General features: G+C 66.1%; 18 protein-coding genes. 12 read left to right on the top strand and 6 right to left on the bottom strand.

Annotation, left to right across the window (positions count from 1 at the left end; all coding sequences use genetic code 11):
* Positions 1–7 precede the first annotated feature (7 nt).
* A complete protein-coding gene (locus VN706_01260; GenBank protein ID HXT14225.1) occupies positions 8–334 on the bottom strand; it encodes a PadR family transcriptional regulator in 327 nt (108 codons plus the stop codon).
* Positions 335–537: 203 nt separating this feature from the next.
* Between VN706_01260 and VN706_01255 the strand changes: the two genes are divergently transcribed.
* A complete protein-coding gene (locus VN706_01255; GenBank protein ID HXT14224.1) occupies positions 538–1275 on the top strand; it encodes a DUF2268 domain-containing putative Zn-dependent protease in 738 nt (245 codons plus the stop codon).
* Positions 1276–1279: 4 nt separating this feature from the next.
* Here the strand turns inward: VN706_01255 and VN706_01250 are convergent, their stop codons facing one another.
* Positions 1280–3931, bottom strand: coding sequence for an ABC transporter permease (locus tag VN706_01250; protein ID HXT14223.1), 2652 nt, complete (start codon positions 3929–3931; stop codon positions 1280–1282).
* Positions 3928–4260 (bottom strand): PadR family transcriptional regulator, encoded by a 333-nt coding sequence (locus VN706_01245; GenBank protein ID HXT14222.1) that lies wholly within the window; start codon positions 4258–4260, stop codon positions 3928–3930. Before VN706_01245 ends, VN706_01250 begins: the two co-directional genes overlap by 4 nt.
* A gap of 201 nt (positions 4261–4461) precedes the next feature.
* Here VN706_01245 and VN706_01240 point away from each other — a divergent pair, with 201 nt between their 5' ends.
* On the top strand, positions 4462–4815 hold the full coding sequence (locus VN706_01240) for a PadR family transcriptional regulator (protein ID HXT14221.1): 354 nt from the start codon (positions 4462–4464) through the stop codon (positions 4813–4815).
* Between the two features lie 3 nt (positions 4816–4818).
* Complete coding sequence (locus VN706_01235) at positions 4819–7434, top strand: ADOP family duplicated permease (protein HXT14220.1); 2616 nt, start codon at positions 4819–4821, stop codon at positions 7432–7434.
* On the opposite strand, the gene VN706_01230 is transcribed toward VN706_01235, so the two are convergent.
* Complete coding sequence (locus VN706_01230; GenBank protein ID HXT14219.1) at positions 7431–8300, bottom strand: hypothetical protein; 870 nt, start codon at positions 8298–8300, stop codon at positions 7431–7433. The genes VN706_01235 and VN706_01230 overlap by 4 nt on opposite strands.
* 170 nt (positions 8301–8470) lie before the next feature.
* Between VN706_01230 and VN706_01225 the strand changes: the two genes are divergently transcribed.
* Both VN706_01225 and VN706_01220 read left to right on the top strand, forming a co-directional pair.
* The gene (locus tag VN706_01225) at positions 8471–8806 is read left to right on the top strand and encodes a PadR family transcriptional regulator (protein HXT14218.1); all 336 of its coding nucleotides are present in this window, start codon (positions 8471–8473) and stop codon (positions 8804–8806) included.
* Between the two features lies 1 nt (position 8807).
* Positions 8808–11534: an ABC transporter permease gene (locus VN706_01220; protein ID HXT14217.1), complete on the top strand. Its 2727-nt coding sequence runs from the start codon at positions 8808–8810 to the stop codon at positions 11532–11534.
* 35 nt (positions 11535–11569) lie between these two features.
* On the opposite strand, the gene VN706_01215 is transcribed toward VN706_01220, so the two are convergent.
* Entirely contained in the window at positions 11570–12958 is a 1389-nt protein-coding gene (locus VN706_01215) for a hypothetical protein (GenBank protein HXT14216.1), read from the bottom strand.
* Between the two features lie 99 nt (positions 12959–13057).
* On the opposite strand from VN706_01215, the gene VN706_01210 reads away from it, so the two are divergent.
* Positions 13058–13948: an AraC family transcriptional regulator gene (locus VN706_01210; GenBank protein HXT14215.1), complete on the top strand. Its 891-nt coding sequence runs from the start codon at positions 13058–13060 to the stop codon at positions 13946–13948.
* 11 nt (positions 13949–13959) lie between these two features.
* Here the strand turns inward: VN706_01210 and VN706_01205 are convergent, their stop codons facing one another.
* Positions 13960–16692: an ABC transporter permease gene (locus VN706_01205; protein HXT14214.1), complete on the bottom strand. Its 2733-nt coding sequence runs from the start codon at positions 16690–16692 to the stop codon at positions 13960–13962.
* A gap of 187 nt (positions 16693–16879) precedes the next feature.
* On the opposite strand from VN706_01205, the gene VN706_01200 reads away from it, so the two are divergent.
* From VN706_01200 to VN706_01175, 6 genes are all read left to right on the top strand, one after another.
* A complete protein-coding gene (locus VN706_01200) occupies positions 16880–17260 on the top strand; it encodes a ribonuclease E inhibitor RraB (GenBank protein HXT14213.1) in 381 nt (126 codons plus the stop codon).
* Positions 17261–17343: 83 nt separating this feature from the next.
* Positions 17344–18024, top strand: a complete 681-nt coding sequence (locus VN706_01195; GenBank protein HXT14212.1) for a class I SAM-dependent methyltransferase — start codon at positions 17344–17346, stop codon at positions 18022–18024.
* 124 nt (positions 18025–18148) lie between these two features.
* Positions 18149–19192 carry a hypothetical protein gene (locus tag VN706_01190; GenBank protein ID HXT14211.1) on the top strand — a complete coding sequence of 348 codons (1044 nt, stop codon included), beginning with the start codon at positions 18149–18151 and terminating at the stop codon, positions 19190–19192.
* Positions 19193–19785: 593 nt separating this feature from the next.
* Positions 19786–20088: a hypothetical protein gene (locus VN706_01185; protein HXT14210.1), complete on the top strand. Its 303-nt coding sequence runs from the start codon at positions 19786–19788 to the stop codon at positions 20086–20088.
* Between the two features lie 168 nt (positions 20089–20256).
* Entirely contained in the window at positions 20257–20748 is a 492-nt protein-coding gene (locus VN706_01180; protein HXT14209.1) for a (2Fe-2S)-binding protein, read from the top strand.
* Entirely contained in the window at positions 20745–22892 is a 2148-nt protein-coding gene (locus VN706_01175; protein HXT14208.1) for a molybdopterin cofactor-binding domain-containing protein, read from the top strand. The genes VN706_01180 and VN706_01175 overlap by 4 nt, the downstream gene beginning before the upstream one ends.
* Positions 22893–22897: the final 5 nt, after the last annotated feature.

Below are 22897 nucleotides of genomic sequence, written 5' to 3'. Positions count from 1 at the left end.
TGGGAGCTCAGGTACCGCGCATCACGCGCGCGACGGCCAGCGCCACTCGATCGTACTCGGTCTTCTTGGCGCCGAGGTGTTTGCGGCCGGAGGCGGTGATGGTGTAGTAGCGTGCCTGGCGTCCGGTGGGCGACGCCTTCCACTGCGAGGTGACCCAGCCCTTGGCCTGCAGGCGCTCGAGGGCGGGGTAGAGCGATCCCTGCTCGACGGCGAGCACGTCCTTCGACAGCCGCTCGATGTGCTGCGCGATGGCGTAGCCGTGGAGCACGCCGGTGTCCAGCGTCTTGAGGATGAGCATCTCGAGCGTTCCGGCGCCAAGGGCGGCGCGGGTCACGGCGGAATCGGTCATAGTCAGCCAGGAACAGGTAGTTAGCTGAATATGTAGACCACTGCCTATTACCGCAAGACGGCTGGACGGCCGCTCGCCGGCGCGATGCCTTCACGGACTCTGGCGCCGCACCCAACCAATTCGACGATCCCGGTGTCAGACACTATGCTCAGATTAAGCATAATTGTTCACCCGACCGGGGAGGTGCGATGAAAGGGTGCGGTGTTGGTGGGTTGTGGCTGACGTGTCTGCTCGCTACGCCGCATGCACGCACTGCGGCGCAAACGCGGATGACGGCCGACGAGATGCTCGCGAGCAATGCGGTTCAGGTTCGAGACCGGGACGGCGCGCTGACGCGTTCCATCGGACAGATCAGGACGGCAATCGACTCGACGCTTCGACTCGTTTCGCGGCTGCTTCCCGTCACGGCCGTCGACATAACCGTGATCGCGGACGCGCGGCGCGCGATTCAGGGCTACGGGGTCGGTGGATTCACCCCAACGGCGAATACGGTCGAGATCTCGGTCGACCCGACCTTCGCCGACACGGCGCGCACGCTTGGAGAACGGATTGCGCAAACGCTGGCGCACGAGCTCCATCACGCCATTCGCGAGCGCGGGCCGGGCTACGGCCGCTCTCTCTTCGAGTCGCTGATCAGCGAGGGACTCGCGGACCACTTTGCGGTCGAGGCTCTTCGCATTCCGCCGCCGCCCTGGACACACGCCCTCAATGGAACGGCGAGCGACGCCTTGCTCGATTCGGCGCGGACGCACTTCGATGATCGGCCGTATGACCACGCCAAGTGGTTCTTCGGGTCGACGCGCGACATCCCGCAATGGACGGGATACACCCTGGGCTACCGCTTGGTGTCGGCGTATCTCGCGGAAAATCCGGGACAGAACGCGACGACCCTCGTAGACGCACCGGCGCGCGTCTTTCGTCCATGATTGCTCACTCGGCGCGCAGCGACAACGCCGGATCGGTCCGCGCCGCTCGTCGCGCCGGCACAGCCGCGGCCACGATCCCGGCGAGACACACGAGGAGCGGACCCGTCATGAACGACGGTCCGTCATGCACGCTCAATCCATAGAGCAGCGCGCTCAGGAGCCGGCTGCTGCTCCACGCGAGTACGAGTCCAACGCCGGCGCCAAGCCCGAGCACCGCCAGAATGCCGCGCTCGACGGAGAGCCAGATCCCCGAGGGTGTCGCCCCAATCGCGAGACGAATTCCAATCTCTCGCGTGCGCAACATCACGGCATACGAGACGGCGCCGGTGGTGCCGACCACGGTGAGCATGAGCACGATCACCGCAAACGAAACGAGCATGCCGCGAAGGAAGCGGCGGTCGGCCATGGTCTCGTCGATGTTCGACGCGAGCGTGGTCGAGCGCAGCGGGAGATTCGCGTCGATGCCACGCACTACGCGGCGTGTGGTCGCCGCCACCACTGCTTCGGGCGCGGTCGACCGCACCACGGCGTAGACGAAGCCAGGCGGGCGTTGCGCGAACGGCACGTACATCTCGAGTTGCTGGCCGGCGGGAATGCGCCAGTCGCGCGCATCGTTCACCACGCCGACCACCGTGAACAACGCGCCACGACGATCGGCGAGCGGGCGCACGCGCCGGCCGATCGGGTTCTGTCCGGGCCACAGCTTGTCAGCAAGCGACTGATTGACGATGGCGACGTCCGGCGAGCCGTCGCGATCGCCTTCGTTGAAGACGCGTCCGCGGTGCAGTGTCATGCGAATCGTATGGAAGAAACCGGGCGACACGAAACGCATGCGCGAAATGGCCGCCCACTCCTTTTGCGAGTTGGGGTTCGTGATCGGCGGCAGCAGGAGCGGGCTGTTTCCACCGCCCTGATCGGTCGGCAGCGCGCTTCCAAGCGCGACGTCGCTGCCGGGTAATGCCGCGGCGAGCTCACGAACGATGCGATCGCCGACGACCGCGCGCGCCGTATCCGAGGAATACGCGTTCGTGGCAAGAGGAACAGTCGTCACAGTCACGTCACGAGCGTCGAAGCCGGCCGGCGTGTCGAGAATATTCTCAACGGTTCGCATGACGAGGCGCGCGTTCACGATGAGCGTCACCGCGGCCGCCGCTTGAATCGCGAGGAGCACCGACCACGCGTGCGAGGGCCGCGACGCGCGCATTGCCGCGGCGCCGAGCGCTCCGTGCGTCGCGCGACGCGATGCGAGCGCGGGAATGATGCTGAAGCCGATCGCGACCAACGCCGCGACGAGCACGGCGAACGCGATCACGCGCGCATCGAGCCGGAGCTCGTTGAGCCGCGGCACGAGGCCGACTCCCCACGTGCGCATCGCGACGACGCCACCCCACGCGATCAGCACTCCGCCCACGCTGCCCGCGGCGACGAGAATCGTGGTCTCGACGACGGCCTGTCGGATGAGACGCCAGCGTGCCGCGCCGAACGCGACGCGTACCGCCGCTTCGCGCAGCCGCGCCGTGCCGCGCGCCATCAGCATCATCGCGACGTTCACGCACGTGACGACCAGCACGAAGACCGCGGCGCCCAAGAGGATGAGCAGCGGCCGGCGTGTGTTCGCGACGACACGATCGATCAGCGGAACGGTCACCACGGCGGCAGAAATGCTCGCGTCACCGTAGGTGCGCTTGAGCTCCGCTGCGATCCCATTCATCTCGCGACGTGCGGCGGCCAGCGTCACACCTGGTCTGAGCCGGCCGATCACCCAGTAGTTGCCCGCGCCTCGAATGCGCACGGGATCGATTTCGAGCGGGAACCAGATGTCCGCGCTGCCGAGAATGCGGAACGTGCTCGGCATGACGCCGACGATCGTCCGCGGCCGTCCCCACAGCGTGAGTTTCACGCGTGAGAGATCCGTCGTCGCGCCGAGATGCTGACGCCAGAAGGCCTCGCCGACGACGATCGTCGCATCCGCACCGGGGCGATTCTCGCTCGGCGCAATCCAGCGGCCGACGATGGGCTGGACGCCGAGCATCTGGAAAAATCCGCGCGACACGTTCTGGACGCGGGCGATTACCGGCTCGTCGGCTCCGAGGACGGGTGCGCCGTCGGCGAACGTCAATGCCTCCATGGCATCGAAACTGTGCGCTCGGGCGCGCCAGTCGTCGAAGTTGGGGTACGAGACGAGCATGGGCTGGTTCGCGCGGTATTCCTCGCCCATGAAGACGAGGCGATCCGGATGCGCGAACGCGAGTGGCGCGAGCAAGCTGTGTTGCACCACGGCGAACATCGCGCTCGCGGCGCCAATGCCGACGGCGAGTGTGATGATCGCGGTGAGGGCGAAGCCGGGGTATCGGCGCAGCAGGCGCGTTCCATATCGCAGGTCCTGACCAACTTCGCGCAACGTCTCCAACATGCCCAATCTCTCCTCGCGCTTGCGCGCGGCGTTGTGGAGCTCGGCCATCGTCTCGTCGAACGATCCGAATCGCCGGCGCGCCTCGTCGCGCGCGGCGTCGCGTGTCCATCCGAGCCGCGTCAACTGGTCAACGCGTTCGGCGATGTGGAATTCGATTTCTTCGTCCATCTCCGCGGCGGCCCCGGCCGGGCGGCGCCACGGGAGGCGAAAGAGCCGTCGCGCACCCGGCGGCCGCGCAGTCATGCGGGGTTGCCCAGCATGTCGCTGAGCGCGTGTGCGTAGCGGAGCAGTGCGGCCGACTGTGCCTTGAGCTCGCGTCGGCCCTCTGGCGTGAGCCGATAGTAGCGGGCGCGCCGATTGTTCTCGGTGACGCGCCACTCGGCCGCGATGAGCTCGCGGCGCTCGAGGCGCACGAGGGCGTGATACAGGGCGCCGTCCTCGAACTCGAACGCGCCGTGGGATTGGCTTTCGAGCCAGGTGGTGATCTCGAAGCCGTGCATCGGCTCGAGGCGCAGTGCGCGCAGCACGAGCGTGTCGAGCAAGCCGCGGAGGACGGGCGATTGATCGGCCATCGTAACCCCAAGTAGTTCCTCTGAAATACTGGGGGGAGAGTAACGGCTGGTCGTGATCTCTGTCAAGCGCGGCGGGTCCAACCCCGGCCTCCGGCACGGGGAGGGGGGGCCGGACCGCCTTGAAACTTGCGGCCCCACCCGTCCGTTGGTAGAGTGTCTACCATCCGTGGTAGACACTCTACTACCGTATTGACGCCCGACATGCCGCCACGCGCCACCGACAAGCTCGAGCTGCTCCAGGGCACGCTCGACATGCTCATTCTCAAGACGCTCCTCTTCGGCCCCGCCCACGGGCACGGGATCGCGACCTCCATTCGCCAGACGACGAGCGACGCGCTCGTCGTCGAGCACGGGTCGCTGTACCCCGCGCTCCACCGTCTGCAGCGTGACGGATTCATTGCGTCCCGGTGGGAAAAGGTCCCCGACAAGAATCGCGAGCTCAAATGCTATCGTCTCACCGCCGCGGGGCGGCGGCAGCTGAGCAGGCAGCAGTCGAAGTGGGACGACCTCGTGCGCGCCATCGGCAGCGTCATGAATCCGTTGCCGGAGGGTTGAACCATGCTGCGTCGCGCCATCGCGCGCCTTCGCAAACGCGGCGCACCGAGCGACGACGAGATCGCGCGCGAGCTGCGCGACCATCTCGAGCTCGACGCGGAGTCGTTCGTGTCATCCGGTGCTGCTCCCGATGCACGTTTTCTCGCCCAACGGAGATTCGGCAACATGACCAATGTGAGCGAGGCAGTGCGCGACGTATGGCGATGGACGTGGCTGGAGCAGCTCGCGCAGGATCTCCGCCACGGCGTCCGTGCGATTGCCCACAGTCCGCTGTACGCGGCGGCCGTGGTGATCACGCTCGCCATGGGTATCGGCGCGGCGTCGTCGGTGTACAGTCTTTCGCGCGCGATCCACAATCCGTTTCCGCGGTTGCCGTCGGATCGCTTGCTCTCGATTACGCATAGCACGGCGTCGTGCCCCACCGAGTGCACGGAAGTGTCGCCGGCGGCGCTTGCCGCGCTTCGGACTCGCGCGCCGTCGATCATCGCGATCGGCGCGGCCAATTCGCGCCTCGCGCTCCGCACGGCGAATGGCAGCGAGCCCTTGTCGGGATACGCCGTCTCTCCCAACACGTTCGAGGCGATCGACGCCCCGTTCGCCGCGGGGCGCGGATTCTCCAAGGACGCCGGGCAGCCGGACGCGCCGAAGTTTGTCGTCCTCTCGTATGACTTCTGGCAACGGCGCTTTGGCGGCAGCCGCGGCGTCATCGATTCGACGATCACGCTGGGAGAGCGGCCGTTCACGGTGACGGGCGTCCTCGCCAAGGACGTCGTCTTCCCGACGGCGGCCGATGCGTATACGCCGTTTGTACTCGGCGCGGGCGACCGCTCGAATTACGGCGCGCGGCAGTATGCCGTGTTCGCGCGCATCGCACCGGGCGCGACGTTCGCCACGGCGGTCGCCGAAGTGAACACGGTCGGCCAGCAGCTGGCGCGCGAATCGCCAAGGACGGACAGCGGCTGGGTGCTGCGCGCGCGTCCGATCGCCACCTATCATACCGACGACGTCTCGATTCTCGTGCAGATCTCCGGCATCGCCGCGCTGCTCGTGTTTCTCGCGGCGTGCATGAGCGCGGCGAACCTCGCGCTCTCGCGTCTCGCGACGCGCCGCCACGAGTTGGCGCTGCGGACCGCGCTCGGCGTGCGCCGCTGGCGTCTCGCGCGCCATCTCTTGACGGAATCGCTGTTGCTGTCGCTCGTCGCCGGCGCGGCGGGCGCTGCGCTCGCCGGCTGGGGCGTCCACGCGATACGGGACGCGATCCCCGCGAATTTCGCGCAGTTCATTCCTGGCTGGGCGCGCCTGGGTCTCGACGGACACACGTTGGCATTCGCGTTCGCGGCCGCCGTGCTGTCGATGATGGCGTTCGCCGCGCTGCCGGTGCGGCGCGCGACGCGGGTGGACCTGGCTCGCGTCCTGTCCGAGGGCGGACGCGCGAGCACCGGCGGCGTGCGCAACACGCGCGTCCGCGCGACGCTCATCGTGCTCGAGGTGAGCATCGCGCTCGTGCTGCTCACCGCCGCGACGCTGCTGACACGGAGTGTGCGCAATATGGTTCGCGGCGATGCGGGCGTGCGGCTCGACCACGCATTGGTGATGCATCTGACGCTGCCGCCGCAGATGTCCGATTCCGCTCAGATCGATTTCTATCGCCGGCTCGACGCGAATTTTCGACGAGAGCCCGGTGTTCGCGCCGGAGGCATCACGACGACGACGCCATTGAGCAACAACTTCTATGGCGTGGGCTTCCGCGTTCCCGGGCGGCCGCCGGAGCCGAACGGGCGCGGATTGTCCGCGAATGATCAACATGTCACGCCTGGCTACGCGACCGCGGCGGGCATGCGCATCGAAGAAGGGCGAATGATCGGCGCGCAAGACGAAGCGTCGCCCGCGGCGCAGCGCGTGGTCGTCGTCAACCGCTTCATGGCCAACGCCCTATGGCCGCACGCCAGCGCCATCGGTCGCGTCGTCATCATCGACAAGATTCCGTGGACGGTCGTGGGGGTCGCCGCGAACGTGTATCACGGCGGGCTCGACGAGCCGCTGCGCAATACCGTCTATCGGTCGATCTATCAGTCGCCAAGCTCGTACGCGGCGGCCGCGGTGTGGACGGACGGCGATCCGTCAGCGATGCGCGACGCCGTGCGAAGCGTCGTCGCGCGCACCGATCGGAGCGTCGCCGTCGGCGACATCATGACGATGGTCGAGATGCAGGCGCGTCACGTGTCGGCGTTCTCGATGATGGCCGGCATGCTCGCCGTCCTGGCGATCGTGACGATGACGATCGCCGCCGTCGGCTTGTACGGTCTCATCGCCTATGGCGTGGCGCAGCGGACGCGGGAGATCGGCGTGCGCATCGCGCTGGGCGCGCGTCCGTTCGACATTCTTTCGCAGATCGGCGCCGGCGCGGTGAAGCTCACGATGGTCGGCATCGTGTTCGGCGTGATCGGCGGCGCGCTCTTCGCGCGATTACTCACGGTGATGTTGTATCGCGTGACCGCGGGCGATCCAGCGACGTTCGTCGGCGTTTCGCTCGCGTTGCTGGCGATCGCGTTGACGGCGGCGTTGATCCCGTCGTGGCGTGCCGCGCGAGTCGATCCGACCATCGCGCTGCGCGACTAGCTGTGTGATTGCGCTGATGCCGGTTCCGCGACCGCATGGCTGATCACCAGCATCATCCCGGCAAAGAGCAGCGTGTCGAAAATGAAATTGAGCGCGTTGAGCTGTTGCGACGCGTCGTGCGCGAGGAAGAACTGTGGCACATAGAGCGCGACAGTGAGCAGCGTCATCAACAGGCCGGATCGCGCGGCGCTCGACGCCGCATGTTTCTGGGCGAGCATCGCGATTCCAAACGCGACGAGAAGCAGACCCGTGGCGTAGGCGAACAGGCGAGGGAAGGGAATCCACGCCGCGGTCGGCGTGACGTCCGGCACACCGGGCGAGAACTGCGGATAGAGCAGGTTTTCGAGACCGTAAAAGACAAGGACGAACGCGGTCCAGATCCGCGCGATTCGAGCCAGGGTCAGCGCCGGTTGCGGGTGGTCGGTGCGGATCACGGTGGCAAAGAGCGCCAAGGCTCCGATCGCGTACGTGGTCTCGCGGGCAGCGAGGCTCCAAAACAGTCGCGTCGTGGGATGTGTGATCGCGCCCGGCAAATCCATCAGGAGCACGAACAACGCGAACATGACCGCGAGGCAGAGCGACGACCAGCGGACGTATCGACGAGCGACGAAGCTCAATGCGGCGGCGAGATGCGCCACGCCGACGAAGTAGGCGATGAACAACCGGCCCGGCAGCCATTTCGGAACGAGGCCGGCGAGGGCCGGCGCGATCGTGAAGTGCTCGCCCGCGAACGCCGCGAGGGATGCGGCGACAAGAACGGGGCCGAAGGCGGCGAGGCCGTGTGCGTCGCGGCGGTAGGTGATCAATCCCGCGACGAGAACAGCGAGTCCCAGAAGCGCCGGCCAGAATACGGTTGGATCGGTCATGGTGTCCGTACCTACGGAAGGTGGCGCTTTGTTGTTGGTCGCGAAGCGGGGATCAGGCACGCGCGGACTTACGATGTGGGCCTTGGGGGCGAACCGGAAGTGTCGGAATCCTGACTCTTGCGCGGGCGGCCGTTTGATCCTACACTCATGTCGGTTACCGACATGAGACCATGAGCAAACCGACTGATCTCGTTCAGGGCACACTGGACATCCTCGTCCTGAAGATGCTCGCGCTCGAGCCGATGAACGGCTGGGCGATCAGCGAACGCCTTCGCCAGGTCTCCGCCGAGGCGCTCGTTGTGAGCCACGGCTCACTGTACCCGGCGCTTCACAAGCTGGAGCACATCGGATTGGTGACCGCCGAATGGCGCACCACCGACAACAATCGGCGCGCCAAGTTTTACACGTTGACGCGGCCGGGACGCCAGTTCCTCAAGGCGCAAACCACCGATTGGGTGCGTCTCTCGAGCGCGATCACGGCCGTGCTTCACCTGCAGGAGGTGTAGAATGGGCATCGAGCGAATGTGGTACGTCATCCGTCTCCGCCTCCGTGACGTGTTCCACCGCCGGCGCGCGGAGCGCGACCTGGACGACGAGATGCGCTATCACATCGAGCGCGAGACGGCCATTCGCATCACGCGCGGCGAACCATCGCGGGCGGCGCGCGCGGCGGCGGTGCGCGATTTCGGCGGCCTCGAATATCACAAGGATTATGCGCGCGATACGCGCGGAACAGAGTTCATCGACTCGCTGACACGTGACGTGCGCTACGCCGTGCGGAGCCTGTTGCGCGCGCCGGCATTCACGATCGTCGTCGTCGCGACGCTCGCACTCGGCATTGGCGCGAACAGCGCCGTGTTCTCGATCGTCGACGCCGTCCTGCTGCACCCGCTGCCCGTCGACCATCCGGCGCAACTGGTTTCGATCGCGGAAGCGATCACCGATCAGGTCACGCGGGCACCGCTGTCGTATCCGAACTATCGCGCGTTGGCGGAGCGCGCTCGTTCGTTCACGGGAATCGCGGCGTTCGCCACGCAGGATGCCGTCGTCGCCACGACGGCGGGCGCATCCGAGCAGATGCAGACCGCGGCCGCCTCGGGAAACTACTTCTCGGTGCTGGGACTCCACGCGCAGGTGGGCCGTCTGATCGCTCCGAGCGACGATGATGTCCCCGGCGCGCATCCGGTCGTCGTGCTGAGCGACGCGTTGTGGACGCGCGCCTTCGATCGCAATCGGAGCGTCGTCGGATCCACCATCAAGATCGGCAACAACCCGTTCACGATCATCGGAGTCGCGCCGCGTGGATTTCGCGGCACGTTGCTGAACGAGGCGCCGCAGCTCTGGGTACCCGCGACCATGCTCGCCGATCTCGGATTGGGTGGATTTCTTTCCGCGGATCATCGCGCCCGGCTGTTTACGCTGCCCAACTTCCATTATTGGCGACTCGTCGGTCGTCTGCGCGATGAACACGCGTCCGGGGCGGCGGCCGCCGAGCTGAACGCGGTCTTCGCGCAGCAAAAGGCGCTCACGCCCAGGAAGTCCGCGATGTCGATGGGCTATGCGGGACGCGAAGTGCGCGATCCCGTGCGCTTGACGCCGGTGAACGACGCCGCGGCATTCAACGATCGAGCGACACTCGTTCGATTCATGTGGATTCTGAGCATCGTCGTCGTGCTCACGCTGCTGATCGCGTGCTTCAACGTCGCGAACTTGTTTCTCGTGCGGGGCGGCGAACGCAGCCTGGAGCTGAGTGTGCGAGCATCGCTCGGCGCGTCGCGGGGACGTATCGCGCAGCAGCTTGCCGTCGAAAGCCTGCTCCTGGGCATTGCGGGCGCGCTCGGCGGAGTGATCGTGAGCCGAGCGGGCGTGCACCTCCTGGCGACGTTCACGTTGCCCGGCGGCGTTCGATTGGCCGACATCCCGTTCGCATTGAACGCGCGAGTGCTCGGCGGCACGATCGCGCTGGGCGCGGTCACCGCGCTGATCTTTGGATTGGGGCCCGCGCTCCAGACCTCGCGCGCGAGCTTGATCGCCACGCTGCGCAAAACACAGGCGAGCTCCGGACTCGATACGCGCGCGCTGCTCCTCGCCGGCGAGGTCGCGCTCTCGATCGTGCTCCTCGTGGGTGCCGGTCTCTTCGTGCGAACGATGCAGGCCGGCCTGCGGAGCGATCTCGGCTTCGATCCCGCCCCGCTCGCCGCGGCGCGCATCAATCCCGCGTTGGGCGGATACAAAGGAGTAGAATTAGCGAACTATTATCGCGACGCGACGGCGCGGGCGGCCGCCATTCATGGAGTGACGGGGGTCGCGCTGGGCACCCAGGTGCCGTTGGCGAAGGTCGACGTGCTGCCCTTCGTCGCCGGCGAGAAAGCCGCCGCTCAAGCTCCGGGGACCGAGGATCAGGTGAACGCGGGCTGGGTCTACATCAGCCCGAACTACTTCGACGTGCTGCATGTGCCGATCGTCGACGGCCGGGCATTCATCGCGAGCGATACGGCGCGGGCATTGAGCACGGCCATCATCAATCAAGCGGCGGCAAAGGCGTTCTTCCCCGACGGGCATCCGGTGGGGCGCCAGATCGTTCATGCGGGGATGATGCGCTTCACCGTCGTCGGCGTGGTGCGCGATACGAAGTACGCGTCGGTCCAGGACCGGCAGGTCCCGATGGTATTCACGCCCATGATACCCGATTTCAGCGACGACGTGCAGTTCATCGTCCGGAGCACGAACCCCGCGGCCGCGTTGGCGGACTTGCGGCGCGTGCTGGCGGAAGTCGCGCCCCACCCGCCGATTCGCCAGGCCCGGCTCGTGGCCGACCAGGTCAACGCGGCGCTTCAACCACAGCGTTTCGGCGCAACGTTGCTCGGCGCCTATTCGCTCCTGGGTCTGCTGATCGCGGCTGTGGGTGTATACGGATTGGTGGCGTACATCGTGGCGCGGCAGCGGCGCGAGATCGGCATTCGAATCGCACTTGGGGCGGGAGGCGGCCAGGTCGTGCAACTCGTGACGTCGCGAATTGTCACGGCGGTCGCAGGGGGCGTCATCGTTGGACTGATTGGCGCGGCCCTGGCGACTCGAGCGCTCTCGGGATTTCTCTACGGCGTAACGCCGACCGATGGGCCGGCGTTTGCCGCCGCGGCGCTGGTGATGCTGCTCGCGGCGCTGGGCGCATGCGTCCTTCCGGCGCGGCGTGCGCTGCGCACGGATCCGGTGTTGGCGATGCGTCTCGAGTAAACTCGAATAAACGCGACTAAACCCGAGGTGCCCTGCTACAACGACTTCAAATATTCGATGAGATCACGCTTCTCGGCCGCGGTAAGGCCGAGCTTGAAGTGCGTGTCGTAATGCTCGACGACGGCCATGAGGTCCTTGAAACGCCCATCGTGATAGTATCCCGGGCCCGCGGCGCCATGCCCATTCGACTTGTCATACGTCCACAAGCCTTTCAGCGGTGCCGTGCGATACGAATGATCCGGGGACCGGGACGATTGGAAATCGTCGATTCCCATTTCCTGCGCGGTATGCGTGTTCCACCCAGGCTCGGTGAACAGCGGGGGCACGTGGCAGGTCGCGCACGTGCCTTTGCCGTTGAACACACCTTCACCGCGGCTCGCGGCGGCGGCGTCGAACGAGCCCGCGGGCGGCGGGGGTGCGGGAATCGACAGCTGATATACCTGCAGCGCGCCGAGCAGCGGGGTCACCTCATCGGGCGAATTCCGCATCTTCCACGCGCCGGTTCGCGCGCTCACGGGATATTTCTTCGCATCGGCCAATCGCCGATCGTAGAACGTGCCTTTGCCGTGCATCTCTGTATTCGCGACGTAGGCATTCCAGTAGGTGACGTCGCCCCAGCCGCCGGTCCATGTATGGTTGTTCACGCCGGCGAGCCCAAATGCGTTCGGAATGATGGTGCCGGCCTGCATGCCGTCCGGCCGCATTGCCTTGCCGTCCTTGTCGAGCTCCGCGTCGAAGCGACCCGGGCCCCACGAGCCGAGCACTTTTTTCGCGGTCGCGACGTCGACCTTGAGCAGGTTGGCGACGATCGAGACGTTCGGCGTCGCGGCGATGATCGCTCCCGGATTGAGATCGCGATTCCCGAAGCCGTCCAGCCGATGGCCGATGCCGGGCGCGAACGCATCGTCGACCGTGGAGTGACACACAGCGCACGTGAGTCCGACTTTCGTCATGCGATCGCCGTCGAACGTACCGACCACACCGAGCACCGCCTTGAGCTTGATGAGCGTCAACGTCGTCGCCGGATCGTTCAGGTCGACCTTGCCGGCCTTGATCGCATCGACGACCGCGGAGGGCAGAGCATCCATGTCGACCTTGAGGCCAAGTGAGAGCGCCGTCTTCGGACTGACGCCGGCCCCCACGCCGCCGTGCGCGGCGCCCTCGATCGCCTTGTCCAGACCAAGGCCGTCACTCCAGAACGCTTCGTCGCCGAACGTCGCGTAGCGAAAGGTGTTTCGCCCGTCGTTCATCATCTGTTGCGCGGCATGGGCGACGGTGACGTCCCATGGGGCCATCGGGCGCGCAACCGAGACGGTCGTCGCCGGCCGCGCAAACGCCGAGACGACATGCGTCGCGCCGATCGCGACGATCGCCGTCGCCGCGACAACACCGCTCCAGAACACCAGCCTGTTTCGCCGACGCATTTCGTCTCCCTGTGGATGCCCCCGCCGATGCAACCAAGTCCGGAACCGATGCGGCGTCTTGGAGATTCTTGACGTCATCCGCCTCATCGCAGGCCACGCATGCCGGGCTCATCCAGCCGTCGGGATGTCGATCGAGCCGATGTCGCAGCGTTCGACGTCGCCGGCGAGCGCGTCGAAGTGCTCCGCACGCTGTACCGCGTAATGACCTTCCCTCGGCATTCGCACGACACGTACACGTTGGGGGTTGGGCTGCGCGGTGTCGGGTCGATCTGGTGTCGCGGCGTGAGCCACGTGCGCCGGCGCGGCGACATCGTCGTCATTCCGCCCGGCGAGGTCCACACCGGCGGCATTGGGCCACACTCGGACGTGCTCTCGTATTTCGCGGCGCACGTGCCGGTGTCGCTGTTCGAGCAATGCGCGGAGAGCGAGGGAGTCGCTCCCGGACGGCTGGAGTTTCTAGTTCCAGTATTACAGGACACTCTCGTCGAGCGAGCGCTCCTCACGCTCGAGCGGCGATTGCTGCCTCCGCTCGGAACGACTCGGGAGCAGCGACCATCGAGCGCGGTGCTTGCCGGCATCACCTCCCAGGAAGCACTGACACTTGCCATCGCGGCCGTCGTGCGTCATCACGGCGGACGGAGATCGAGCGCGGCGATGCATGACGATCCGATGGCCGTGCGCACCGCCAAGCAGGTCATGCAGTCCTGCTTCGCCGATTCGAGCAAGACCTCGCTGGACGCGCTGGCGGCGCAGGCAGGCATCACATCGTTTCACCTGATTCGCACTTTCACGCGATCGACGGGCGTCTCGCCGCACCAGTACCTGCTTCAGGTTCGTGTCGAACGCGCGCGGGTGCTGCTCGCGTCAGGTGAAGCGCCGTCCGTCGTGGCGGCGCTGACCGGGTTCGTGGATCAAAGCCATCTCACCGGGCATTTCAAGCGGTATGTAGGCACGACGCCCGGGAACTACCAACGTGGAATGCGGGCTTGACGCGAGCGCGCTCAGTCACCGCGAAGAATGTCCATGGGCGCCATGCGCAGCAAACCTCGTCCGGCGAGCGCGGCAGCGACAACGCCAATCAAAACGATCGACACCGGCACGGCGATCCACACGCCCGGATCGAGCGGCCGCGTGTCGAATAACAGACCAGCGAGTTGTCGAACGACGAGCGCCGTGAGCGCGAGACCACACGCGGTACCGACGATCACCGGAGCCACACCGTCGCGCGCGACCACCGATCGCAAGTGCGCCACCTCGGCTCCCATGGCCACACGAATCGCCAACTCGCGGCGCCGATCGATGACCGTCCGGGCAACGATCGCCGAAAGACCGGCGAGCGTGATGACGAGCGCGATGCTCGAAAACGCGATCGCCGCGAACGTGTAGAAGCGCCGATCGGCAATCGATTCGTCGAGAATCCGATCGACCGTCGTGACGTTCATCGCCGGCACGGCGGGATCCGCGGCGTGGATCGCGCGACGTAAGGCCGGCGCGACAGCGTCCAACGGAAGCGCAGTGCGCGCGACAATGCAAATGAGGTTTTCGGGATGCTGCGCCACGGAGATGTACACCGCCGGTCGCGCCGCTTCATCGAATCCGGCGTACCGCACGTCACGCACGATGCCGACGATTCGTTTCGGCACTTCGGAATCGATCGCTTGACCGATCGGGTCGTTCGCGCCGAAGAGGTTCCGCGCCAGCGACTCGGAAATGATCGCGACGTTTGGGCCGTTCGCGTTGTCGGCGCTGTTGAACCAGCGCCCCCGCACAAGTGACACGTTCATGACGTCGAAGTAGGCGGAATCGACCATGCGGAGGGCCGCTGGCAGCTCTCTGCCGCCATCCGCGCGTCCAACTCTCGACGTGAAGTCGGTGCCGCGAAATGGAACGGCCGACGTCACGCCAACGTCACGAATGCCGGGGACGGCGCGCACGCCGTTTACCGCCGCCGTGAGAAACGCCGCGATGCGTGTCGGATCGCGGTACTTTGGATCGAGCAGCCGCGTTTCGAGCGTCACCACGTGATCCGATGAAAAGCCGAGCGGAACGTGGCCAAGGCGCCAGAAGCTGACGAGAAGCAGACCCGCAGCCAGCAGCAGCGCCGTGGCAATCGCGCTTTGTACGGCAAGGATGCGCTGTCGCCATCCGAGCCATCGGCCGCCATCGCTCGCGTGTTCCTTCGCGGAAAGCAACGCACGGATGTCGAACCGCGTCAAGGAACGCAGCGGCACGAGCGCGGCGATCATCGTCATCGCGATCGCGACGCCGCCGGTGACGAGCAACACGCCGACTGCGGGTGAGACCTCGTCGCCGCGTGGCAATCCGCCGGGAAGTATGCGTCGCAACATCGGCAGGAGCACCGCGGCGGCGACGATCCCGATGCCGGCCGCGCCAAGACAGAGCGCGAAGCCCTCCGTGACGAGCTGGCGTGCAAGGCGGCCGCGATCGGCACCGAGCGCGGTGCGCACGGCGAGCTCGTCGCGCCGTGCGATGCCGCGAAGGACGATGATACTCGCCGCGGTCACCGAGGTGATGACGAGCAAGAGACATACGACCGCCGAGAGCAAGTAGAGCTCGGGACGTGCGTCAGCGAGCACCCAATCCCGGATAGGGCTCGCCGAGAGAGTGACGAACGATGGCTGTCGAGGGACCGGCGCGGTCGGCGGCGCGGCAGCCGAAGGCGCACCCATGGGATCGAGCGCGCGGAGGCGCACGTCGGCTTGCTCGATCGTCACGCCGTCGACGAGCCGGCCGACGAGTTGATACACCGGTTCCGACGCGAGCGACCGCGGGTTGGCCGCGGCCATCACCGTCCACGGCAACGCGAGCCACGCTTGCGTCTCCTCGGGATACGTGAAGCGAAAGTCGGGAGGCAGCACGCCGGCGACGCGATACGATCGTGTGGCGCGAGGGGAGCGTCCGACCGTGAGCGTCAGCGGCCGGCCAACGATGCTCGGATCCGCGCCGAAGTACTCTCGCCATGCCCGATAGCTGACAACGATCGATGCCGCATCGTCGTCGTTGCCCTGATCGGCGAACAGGTTCCCGAGATACGGGTGAACGTCGAGCAGCGCGAAAAAGTTCGGGGTGACGTACGCACCATGAAGGCGCTCGACGTGATCGGCGAAGGGCAAATCAAACTGTGCGGCGAGGTTGCCCTGCCACGACTCGATCGCGGCAAGGTCGCGGAAGAGACCATGGCTGTCGCGGCGTAGACCGAGCACCGCGTTCCCGACGAGGAGCCCGTGCTCGAGGCTCGGAGATTTTCGTTGTGGAGCGACTCCGCGCCGCGGCGCAGCCGTCGGTACATCGCGTGGACGCATCCAGACCATGGCAAGTCGATCCGCGGCGGAATAGGGCAGCGGCCGAAATGCGACACCGTAGAGCACATTGAACACCGCCGAGGCAGCCCCGACGCCGATGGCCAAAACGCCGATGACACCGGCCAACGTCCAGGGCGAACGCCGGAATGCTCGCGTGACGTAGCCGAGATCCGCTCGGAGCAGATCGATGTGTACGCGAGCGGCGTTGGGCAGCACATCGGCCGTCGAGGCGAGCGCGTAACCCGGCAATCCCCAGCGGGGGGGATCCGCCGCGAGGCGCTGCGCGAACACGTCTCGCATCTCGTCGCCATAGGTCGTGCGATACGATGCGGGATAGCAATAGAGCAGCGCGGAGTAGAGTCGGAGCCGGGTCGGGGTCGAGCGCCCGTCACCGTTCTGCGTCGAAGTCATCGGTATCCTCACCAAGCGGGAGTGCCGGATATAGCGACAGTGGATATAGCCACAGTGGATATAGACACGCAATGACCCAACATGGTTCGCCCGGCGAACCTTGGCGGCCGGATTTAGATACGTGGTGCGCCATCCCCGCGCCCCGAGCCGCGGAACGCCGTCGCGCTCCATATCCGAGAGGACTACCGTGGGAAAAACCGACGAAGCGCTCAAACAGCACCTCCATGCCCTCGAAGCCCGCGATCAAACGCAGCGCGCCGCGATCAGCGCCCTCGGCGTGGATCTGCAAACCAAGAGGGTCATCGACGTGACGTTCGTGGCGCGGGACGAGTCGTCAGCCGCCGCGCTCGCGACGGCGCTTCGCCGAAACGAGCTGCTGGCGACCGCGGCTCCGTCCAGCGTGAGCGCGCGGTGGCTCGTGACCGGGTCGCTCGAGGCGTCGGTCGATTGGATCACGACGCGGGCGAACATCGCGACGTTCATCTTGTTCGCGGACAAGTACGAGTGCGAGTACGATGGCTGGGGAACGGCGCTCGTCGAAGCCGCAAAGCGAATCGACCAGCGTTGAAGCGCAAACCTCGGCCGAATATACTTGAGCAGCCGAATGATGTAGATACATCTTACCAGCCGCGTGCACTCGCACCTTCCCGCATGACCCACGACACCGCAACCACGATCGCGGCATGGCTCGTTGGCGTTCCGCTCGCCATCGCCGTTGCGCGCCAATGCCGCCGGCCGACGTGGATTCTCGGCCGATTGATCGCGCGCTCGATGAACGCGAGCCACGTGCGCCTGACGGCCTGGGGTCTCAGCCATCTGTCGATCGGCCCGGAAGCCACCGTCCTCGATATCGGCTGCGGCGGCGGACAGACCATCAAGACGCTCGCGTCGATGGCCGCGAATGGCAAAGTCTTCGGCGTCGACTACGCGCCGGCGAGTATCGCGACGGCGCGCGCGACGAATGCGAAGCAAATCGCCACGGGCAGCGTCGACATTCGGCCGGCCTCCGTGTCCAACCTTCCGTTTCCGGCGGACATGTTCGACGTCGTCACCGCCGTGGAAACGCACTACTACTGGCCGGACCTGCAACACGACCTGGAGGAGGTGCGGCGCGTGCTCAAGCCGGGCGGGCGACTGATGATTCTCGCCGAAGCGTACCGCGGCAAGCGCCTCGACTTCCTATTCTGGCCGGTAATGGCGCTGCTCGGCGCACGCTATCTCACGCGCGCCGAGCATGCTCGAGCGCTCGAGGGCGCCGGGTATCGCGACGTCGAAGTACTCGAGGAGCGCACGCACGGCTGGATCTGCGCGCTGGGAAGCAAGCCGAGTTAGCGCAGCATCTGCGTCACACGCGGCGCCGAGCGCCGAAGAAGCCGAAGAACCCGTAGCGCGACTGCGGGATTGATCGAGACGGCGCGGCCATCTCATACGCGACGAGCGCGGCCAAAGGAATCGGATGGGAAACTTCTACGCAAACATCACGCTGCGCGCCGCCGACACCGCGGCCGCCGTCGCCGCGCTCACGCATCTCCGCCGCGATGCGTGGGTCGCGTCCGATGCGGGGGACGTCGTGGTGTTCGACAAAGCGTGCGACGATCAGGACATTCACGCTTTGGAGCAACTCACGATTGCGCTGTCCGACCGGCTTCATTGCTCGGCACTCGCCGCCTGCAATCACGACGACGACACCTTGACGTTGCTGTTGGCGGCGTCGGGCACGTTGCTCGATCGATACGACTCGAACCCGGGATACTTCGAAGGCGAGAATCTGCCTCCTGCTGGCGGCGATGCGAAGCAGTTGTGCACGGCGTTCGGCGTGCGCGGTCAAATCCGCGAGCTACGCCGGGTGCTGCACGCCGACCATTCGCAATTTGTTCTGGAAGTCGATCGCCATCGCGCGATGCAGGCGATACTCGCGTTGCCTCCGACGCTCTCATTTCTCGGCTACCGCTATGTCGCGCGCGGCGAGTTGGCGGGCGATCCGGCCGCGGCGACGTTGCAGCGGGTTTGGGGCGAAGACAGTGCGTCCGACGCGGTACCCGCGTCGCATCCCGCTCTGCAGTCGCCGACCTACGAACAAGCGATGGCGGCGCTGCAAGCCGAGCCGAACGCGTTCTGGGCCGAGTTCGCGCTGGCGCTTCAAGACGCCGATGTGCCGGAGAGTGGTCGCGCGCTGTTCAAGGTCACGCGCGGGAACGGGCAGCAGTTGATCGCGCAGTTGAGAGAGTACGTCCGATCGCACGGGTTGGTCGGTCCCGATGGTTGGATTCGCGCGGACGACCGCCTGGCGGAGTTTCTCGGCGAGCGTGAGTTCGGACATCTCGCGCTGTCGAGGCTCTTGCTGAAGGCCCTGGGCTGTGAGCCGCTGAGCGCGGAAGTGATCGAAGGATTCCAGCGCAACGATCCCGCGACGCTGGCTCGCATCGCTCGGGGTTTCGAGAAGGCGATGCGAGCGGAGGACGGCGAGCCCGATGCCGCCGGCGAAGGAACGCCGGAATAGCGGGCAGTTACTCGTTGTCGTGTTAAGAAAACGTTAACACGCTCGCGCTGGCGTGAAACGATACGCGTTGGCCGCGAAACGAGACAGGCGTTCTCGGTGATCGAATTACGCATCTCGCGCATAACGATCATCGCGGTATGCGCTTAGACGAAGGCAACCATCGCTGTATCGCGGGCGCGGGAAGTGCTTGCCGGCTCGGCAAGCGATGGTGCCGCCTTCCTCAAATCCCGCTTCCAATGAACTCTCGCCTGCAATCCCTCGCTGGACTCCTGCTCCTCGGCGCGCTCGTCGCCGGGTGCAGTGACATCTCGTCTCCCATTGGGCGACAGCCGACTGGATCGGCTGCGTTCGCGAAGGGTTCGCCGAGCACAGATTCAACAGGACAGGTCGGTGGCGGCGGTGGAGGAGGAGGCGGTGGTGGTGGCGGCGGGGGCGGTGGGGGTGGCGGAGGCGGCGGTGGAAGCCTCTGCACATCCGCTGTCGTGAATGGTTCGACGATCATCTCGTGCACCGTTGCGCCGACGCTTCCGCCGAAGAGCTGAATCAGCAGCATCTCACATCATTTCAATTCTCTTACATCTTCGGAGGCAGGGATGCGCTCGTTCATTCGATCGACGTTCTGTGGGGCCGTTGTGCTGATCGGTTTCACCGCATGCAGCGATGCCACGGCGCCCGTCGCGTCCTCGGCTCGCTCGGCCGCGCAGCCGGCGGAGTTCGCCCGGGGCGGCGGTCGCAGCATTCCGACGGGGATTCCGGCGACGGTGAATCTCCCCGGCGGAGCACACTTCGAGCTCGCGTTCAGCCAGCTGCAGGGCTACCTGTACATTCCGATCAACGCGGCGGCGGCGAAGATCGCGCCGCATGGACTCACACTGGACCTCGTACCAATTCCTTGAGGTCCGAGGTCCGAGCGGATCGCGGTGCGCCGGCGGGGATCGTCGGCGCACCGTTCGCATCGTACCTGACCGTCGGCGCCGGCGCCGGCTTTTGACACGGTCCCCAACCGCTCTATAGTATAGAATGGTTGGGCACCTCCGTCGTCTTACCCGCCACCTCCCGCGCCCATGAGTCAATACACGCTCCGCGTCAACGGCCAGTCGCACACCGTCGACGTCACCGAAGACACTCCGATGCTGTGGGTGCTGCGCGACTCGTTAGGATTGGTCGGCACGAAGTACGGGTGCGGGATCGGCGAGTGTGGTGCCTGTACCATCCATCTCGACGGCAGGCCGACGCGCGCGTGCCAGACGCCCGTCTCGGATGTCGGGCGCGCCGAGATCACCACGATCGAGGGACTCGATCCCGCCGGAAAGCATCCGTTGCAGCAGGCGTGGTGTGAAGTCGACGTGCCGCAATGCGGCTACTGCCAGGCGGGGCAGATCATGACCGCGGCGGCGTTGCTCAAGCAAAAGCCACATCCCAGCGACGCCGACATCGATGCGATGATGACCGGGAACCTGTGTCGGTGCGCCTCGTACACGCGCATTCGCGCCGGCATCAAGCGAGCTGCCGAGCTCGCGACGAGCACCGCGCACGCGCAGGGAGGCCGGTCATGAAACGCCCCGTCGAGTCCTCGGCTCCGGTCGATCGCCGCGCATTTCTCAAGGTCAGCGCGCTCGCGGGTGGTGGCTTGCTCGTCGGGACGTATTTCGGCATCGGTGATTCTGCCGCCTTCGCCGAAACGGTGCACAGCGGGGCTGAGACGTTTGCGCCAAACGCCTTCGTGAGCATTTCATCAAGCGGCGCGGTCTCGATCATCGCGCCCAACTCGGAAATGGGCCAGGGCATCAAGACGTCGCTCCCGATGATCGTGGCCGAGGAGCTCGACGTGCCGTGGGAGCAGGTCACGGTGGTACAGGGAGACCTGAATCCAGCGTACGGGCGCCAGATGTCGGTCGGCAGCATGTCGACGCCCACGAACTACTCCACCATGCGCCGTGCCGGTGCCGTCGCGCGCACCATGCTCCTGATGGCGGCCACCGAGACGTGGCGCGTGCCGATGCAGGAGTTGACGACGGAGAACGGCGTGGTGATTCATGCGCCGTCGAACCGCCGCGCGACCTACGGAGAGCTGGCCGCAAAGGCGGCTACGCTGACTCCGCCACCGAACGCGAACGTCAAGGATTCCAAAAACTTCAAGCTGATCGGGACGCGCGTTCCCGGCGTCGACAATCAGAAAATTGTAACAGGCGCACCGCTGTTCGGGATCGACGTCAAGCGCCCCGGCATGCTCTACGCGACGTACACGAAGTGCCGCGTGTTCGGCGGCACTGTGGTGAGCGCCAACCTCGACACCGTGAAGAAACGCCCCGGAGTGCGGGATGCCTTCGTGCTCGAAGGCATCGAGGGGCTGGTGCCAGGGGTCGCTATCATCGCCGACTCGACGTGGAACGCGTTCAGCGCCACCGACGCGCTCCAAGTGCAGTGGAACGAAGGCGCTGTCGCGAGTCAGAACAGCGCGGAGATGGCGAAGCAGGCGGAGCAGCTCGCGAAGGCGAACGCGGCGCCGCCGATTCCCGCCGGCGCGAAAGTCGTCGAGGCGACATATCACTACCCGTTCCTCGCGCACGCCACGCTCGAGCCACAAAACTGCACCGCGGTCTTCCAGAACGGCGTCATGGAGATGTGGACGCCGACGCAGATTCCTTCGGTCGGGCAAGGGCTCGTCGCACGGGGACTTGGCCTTTCGCCGAGCAATGTCATCGTCCACATCACGCGACTCGGCGGCGGGTTTGGGCGCCGCGGGAGCAATGAGTTTTCTCTCGAGGCGGCCGCGATCGCGAAGAAGCTCGAGGGCACGCCGGTGAAGCTGATGTGGAAGCGCGAGCACGACTTTGCGCACGACAATTATCGCTCGAACGGCTGGCACTATTTCACCGCGGGCCTCGATGGAGCGGGGAAGGTCGTCGCGCTGCACGATGCGTTCGTGAAGATGCAGGGCGGTCCCGGCGACATGAGCGCCGGCGGCTTTCCGTTCATCGCGATTCCGGGTTCGGAGGTGAAGTCGAGCAAACTGCCCGCGGGCATTCCGACGGGCTATTGGCGCGCGCCTGGTGACAACGGCAACACATGGGCGACGCAGTCGTTCGTCGACGAGCTTGCGCACGCCGCCGGCCGCGATCCGCTCGCGTTCACGCTCGATCTGCTCGCCGCGGCTCCGCCCGCCGGAAGTCGTGGGTTCGACGCGGCGAAGATGACCGCAGTCCTGAAGCGCGCCACCGAGAAGGCGGGTTGGGGCAAGTCGCGTCCGCGGGGTGAGGGCCAGGGTTTCGCGATCACGCATACGATGGGCGCTTACGTCGCGATCGTCGCCGACGTGGCGGTGAGCCGCCAGGGCGAGCTCGCGATCAAGAAACTGACTTCCGTCGTCGATGCCGGCACCATCATCAACCTGAGCGCAGCGGAGAGTCAGGTGCAGGGCGCAATGCTCGACGGCATCAGCGCGGCGTGGTTTCAGAAGATCACCATCGAGCATGGCGGCGTCGCGCAGACGAATTTCAACGACTATCGCATGTTGAGGATGAAACACGCGCCGCCGATCGTCGACGTCGAATTCATCAAGTCCGATGCGTCGCCGACCGGATTGGGCGAGCCTGGACTTCCGGCCGCGGCACCGGCGGTCTGCAACGCGATCTTCGCCGCGACGGGTGTTCGCGTGCGCACATTGCCGATCGCTGATGGAAGCCTGACGTGGTCGTGAGCGGG

Source organism: Gemmatimonadaceae bacterium, assembly GCA_035606695.1.
In the GTDB taxonomy this organism is placed as follows: Bacteria; Gemmatimonadota; Gemmatimonadetes; order Gemmatimonadales; family Gemmatimonadaceae; genus JAQBQB01.
The sequence above is the reverse complement of the archived record's forward strand: the minus strand, read 5'-3'. Positions and strand labels throughout refer to the sequence as shown.

Excerpts from the sequence above, each read along its gene's own strand:
- VN706_01245 (HXT14222.1), bottom strand. The coding sequence starts at position 4,260 with ATGGCCGATCAATCGCCCGTCCTCCGCGGCTTGCTCGACACGCTCGTG.
- VN706_01240 (HXT14221.1), top strand. The coding sequence starts at position 4,462 with ATGCCGCCACGCGCCACCGACAAGCTCGAGCTGCTCCAGGGCACGCTC.
- VN706_01255 (HXT14224.1), top strand. The coding sequence starts at position 538 with ATGAAAGGGTGCGGTGTTGGTGGGTTGTGGCTGACGTGTCTGCTCGCT.
- VN706_01225 (HXT14218.1), top strand. The coding sequence starts at position 8,471 with ATGAGCAAACCGACTGATCTCGTTCAGGGCACACTGGACATCCTCGTC.
- VN706_01205 (HXT14214.1), bottom strand. The coding sequence starts at position 16,692 with ATGACTTCGACGCAGAACGGTGACGGGCGCTCGACCCCGACCCGGCTC.
- VN706_01235 (HXT14220.1), top strand. The coding sequence starts at position 4,819 with ATGCTGCGTCGCGCCATCGCGCGCCTTCGCAAACGCGGCGCACCGAGC.
- VN706_01230 (HXT14219.1), bottom strand. The coding sequence starts at position 8,300 with ATGACCGATCCAACCGTATTCTGGCCGGCGCTTCTGGGACTCGCTGTT.
- VN706_01195 (HXT14212.1), top strand. The coding sequence starts at position 17,344 with ATGACCCACGACACCGCAACCACGATCGCGGCATGGCTCGTTGGCGTT.
- VN706_01250 (HXT14223.1), bottom strand. The coding sequence starts at position 3,931 with ATGACTGCGCGGCCGCCGGGTGCGCGACGGCTCTTTCGCCTCCCGTGG.
- VN706_01185 (HXT14210.1), top strand. The coding sequence starts at position 19,786 with ATGCGCTCGTTCATTCGATCGACGTTCTGTGGGGCCGTTGTGCTGATC.
- VN706_01175 (HXT14208.1), top strand. The coding sequence starts at position 20,745 with ATGAAACGCCCCGTCGAGTCCTCGGCTCCGGTCGATCGCCGCGCATTT.
- VN706_01215 (HXT14216.1), bottom strand. The coding sequence starts at position 12,958 with ATGCGTCGGCGAAACAGGCTGGTGTTCTGGAGCGGTGTTGTCGCGGCG.
- VN706_01210 (HXT14215.1), top strand. The coding sequence starts at position 13,058 with ATGCCGGGCTCATCCAGCCGTCGGGATGTCGATCGAGCCGATGTCGCA.
- VN706_01220 (HXT14217.1), top strand. The coding sequence starts at position 8,808 with ATGGGCATCGAGCGAATGTGGTACGTCATCCGTCTCCGCCTCCGTGAC.
- VN706_01180 (HXT14209.1), top strand. The coding sequence starts at position 20,257 with ATGAGTCAATACACGCTCCGCGTCAACGGCCAGTCGCACACCGTCGAC.
- VN706_01190 (HXT14211.1), top strand. The coding sequence starts at position 18,149 with ATGGGAAACTTCTACGCAAACATCACGCTGCGCGCCGCCGACACCGCG.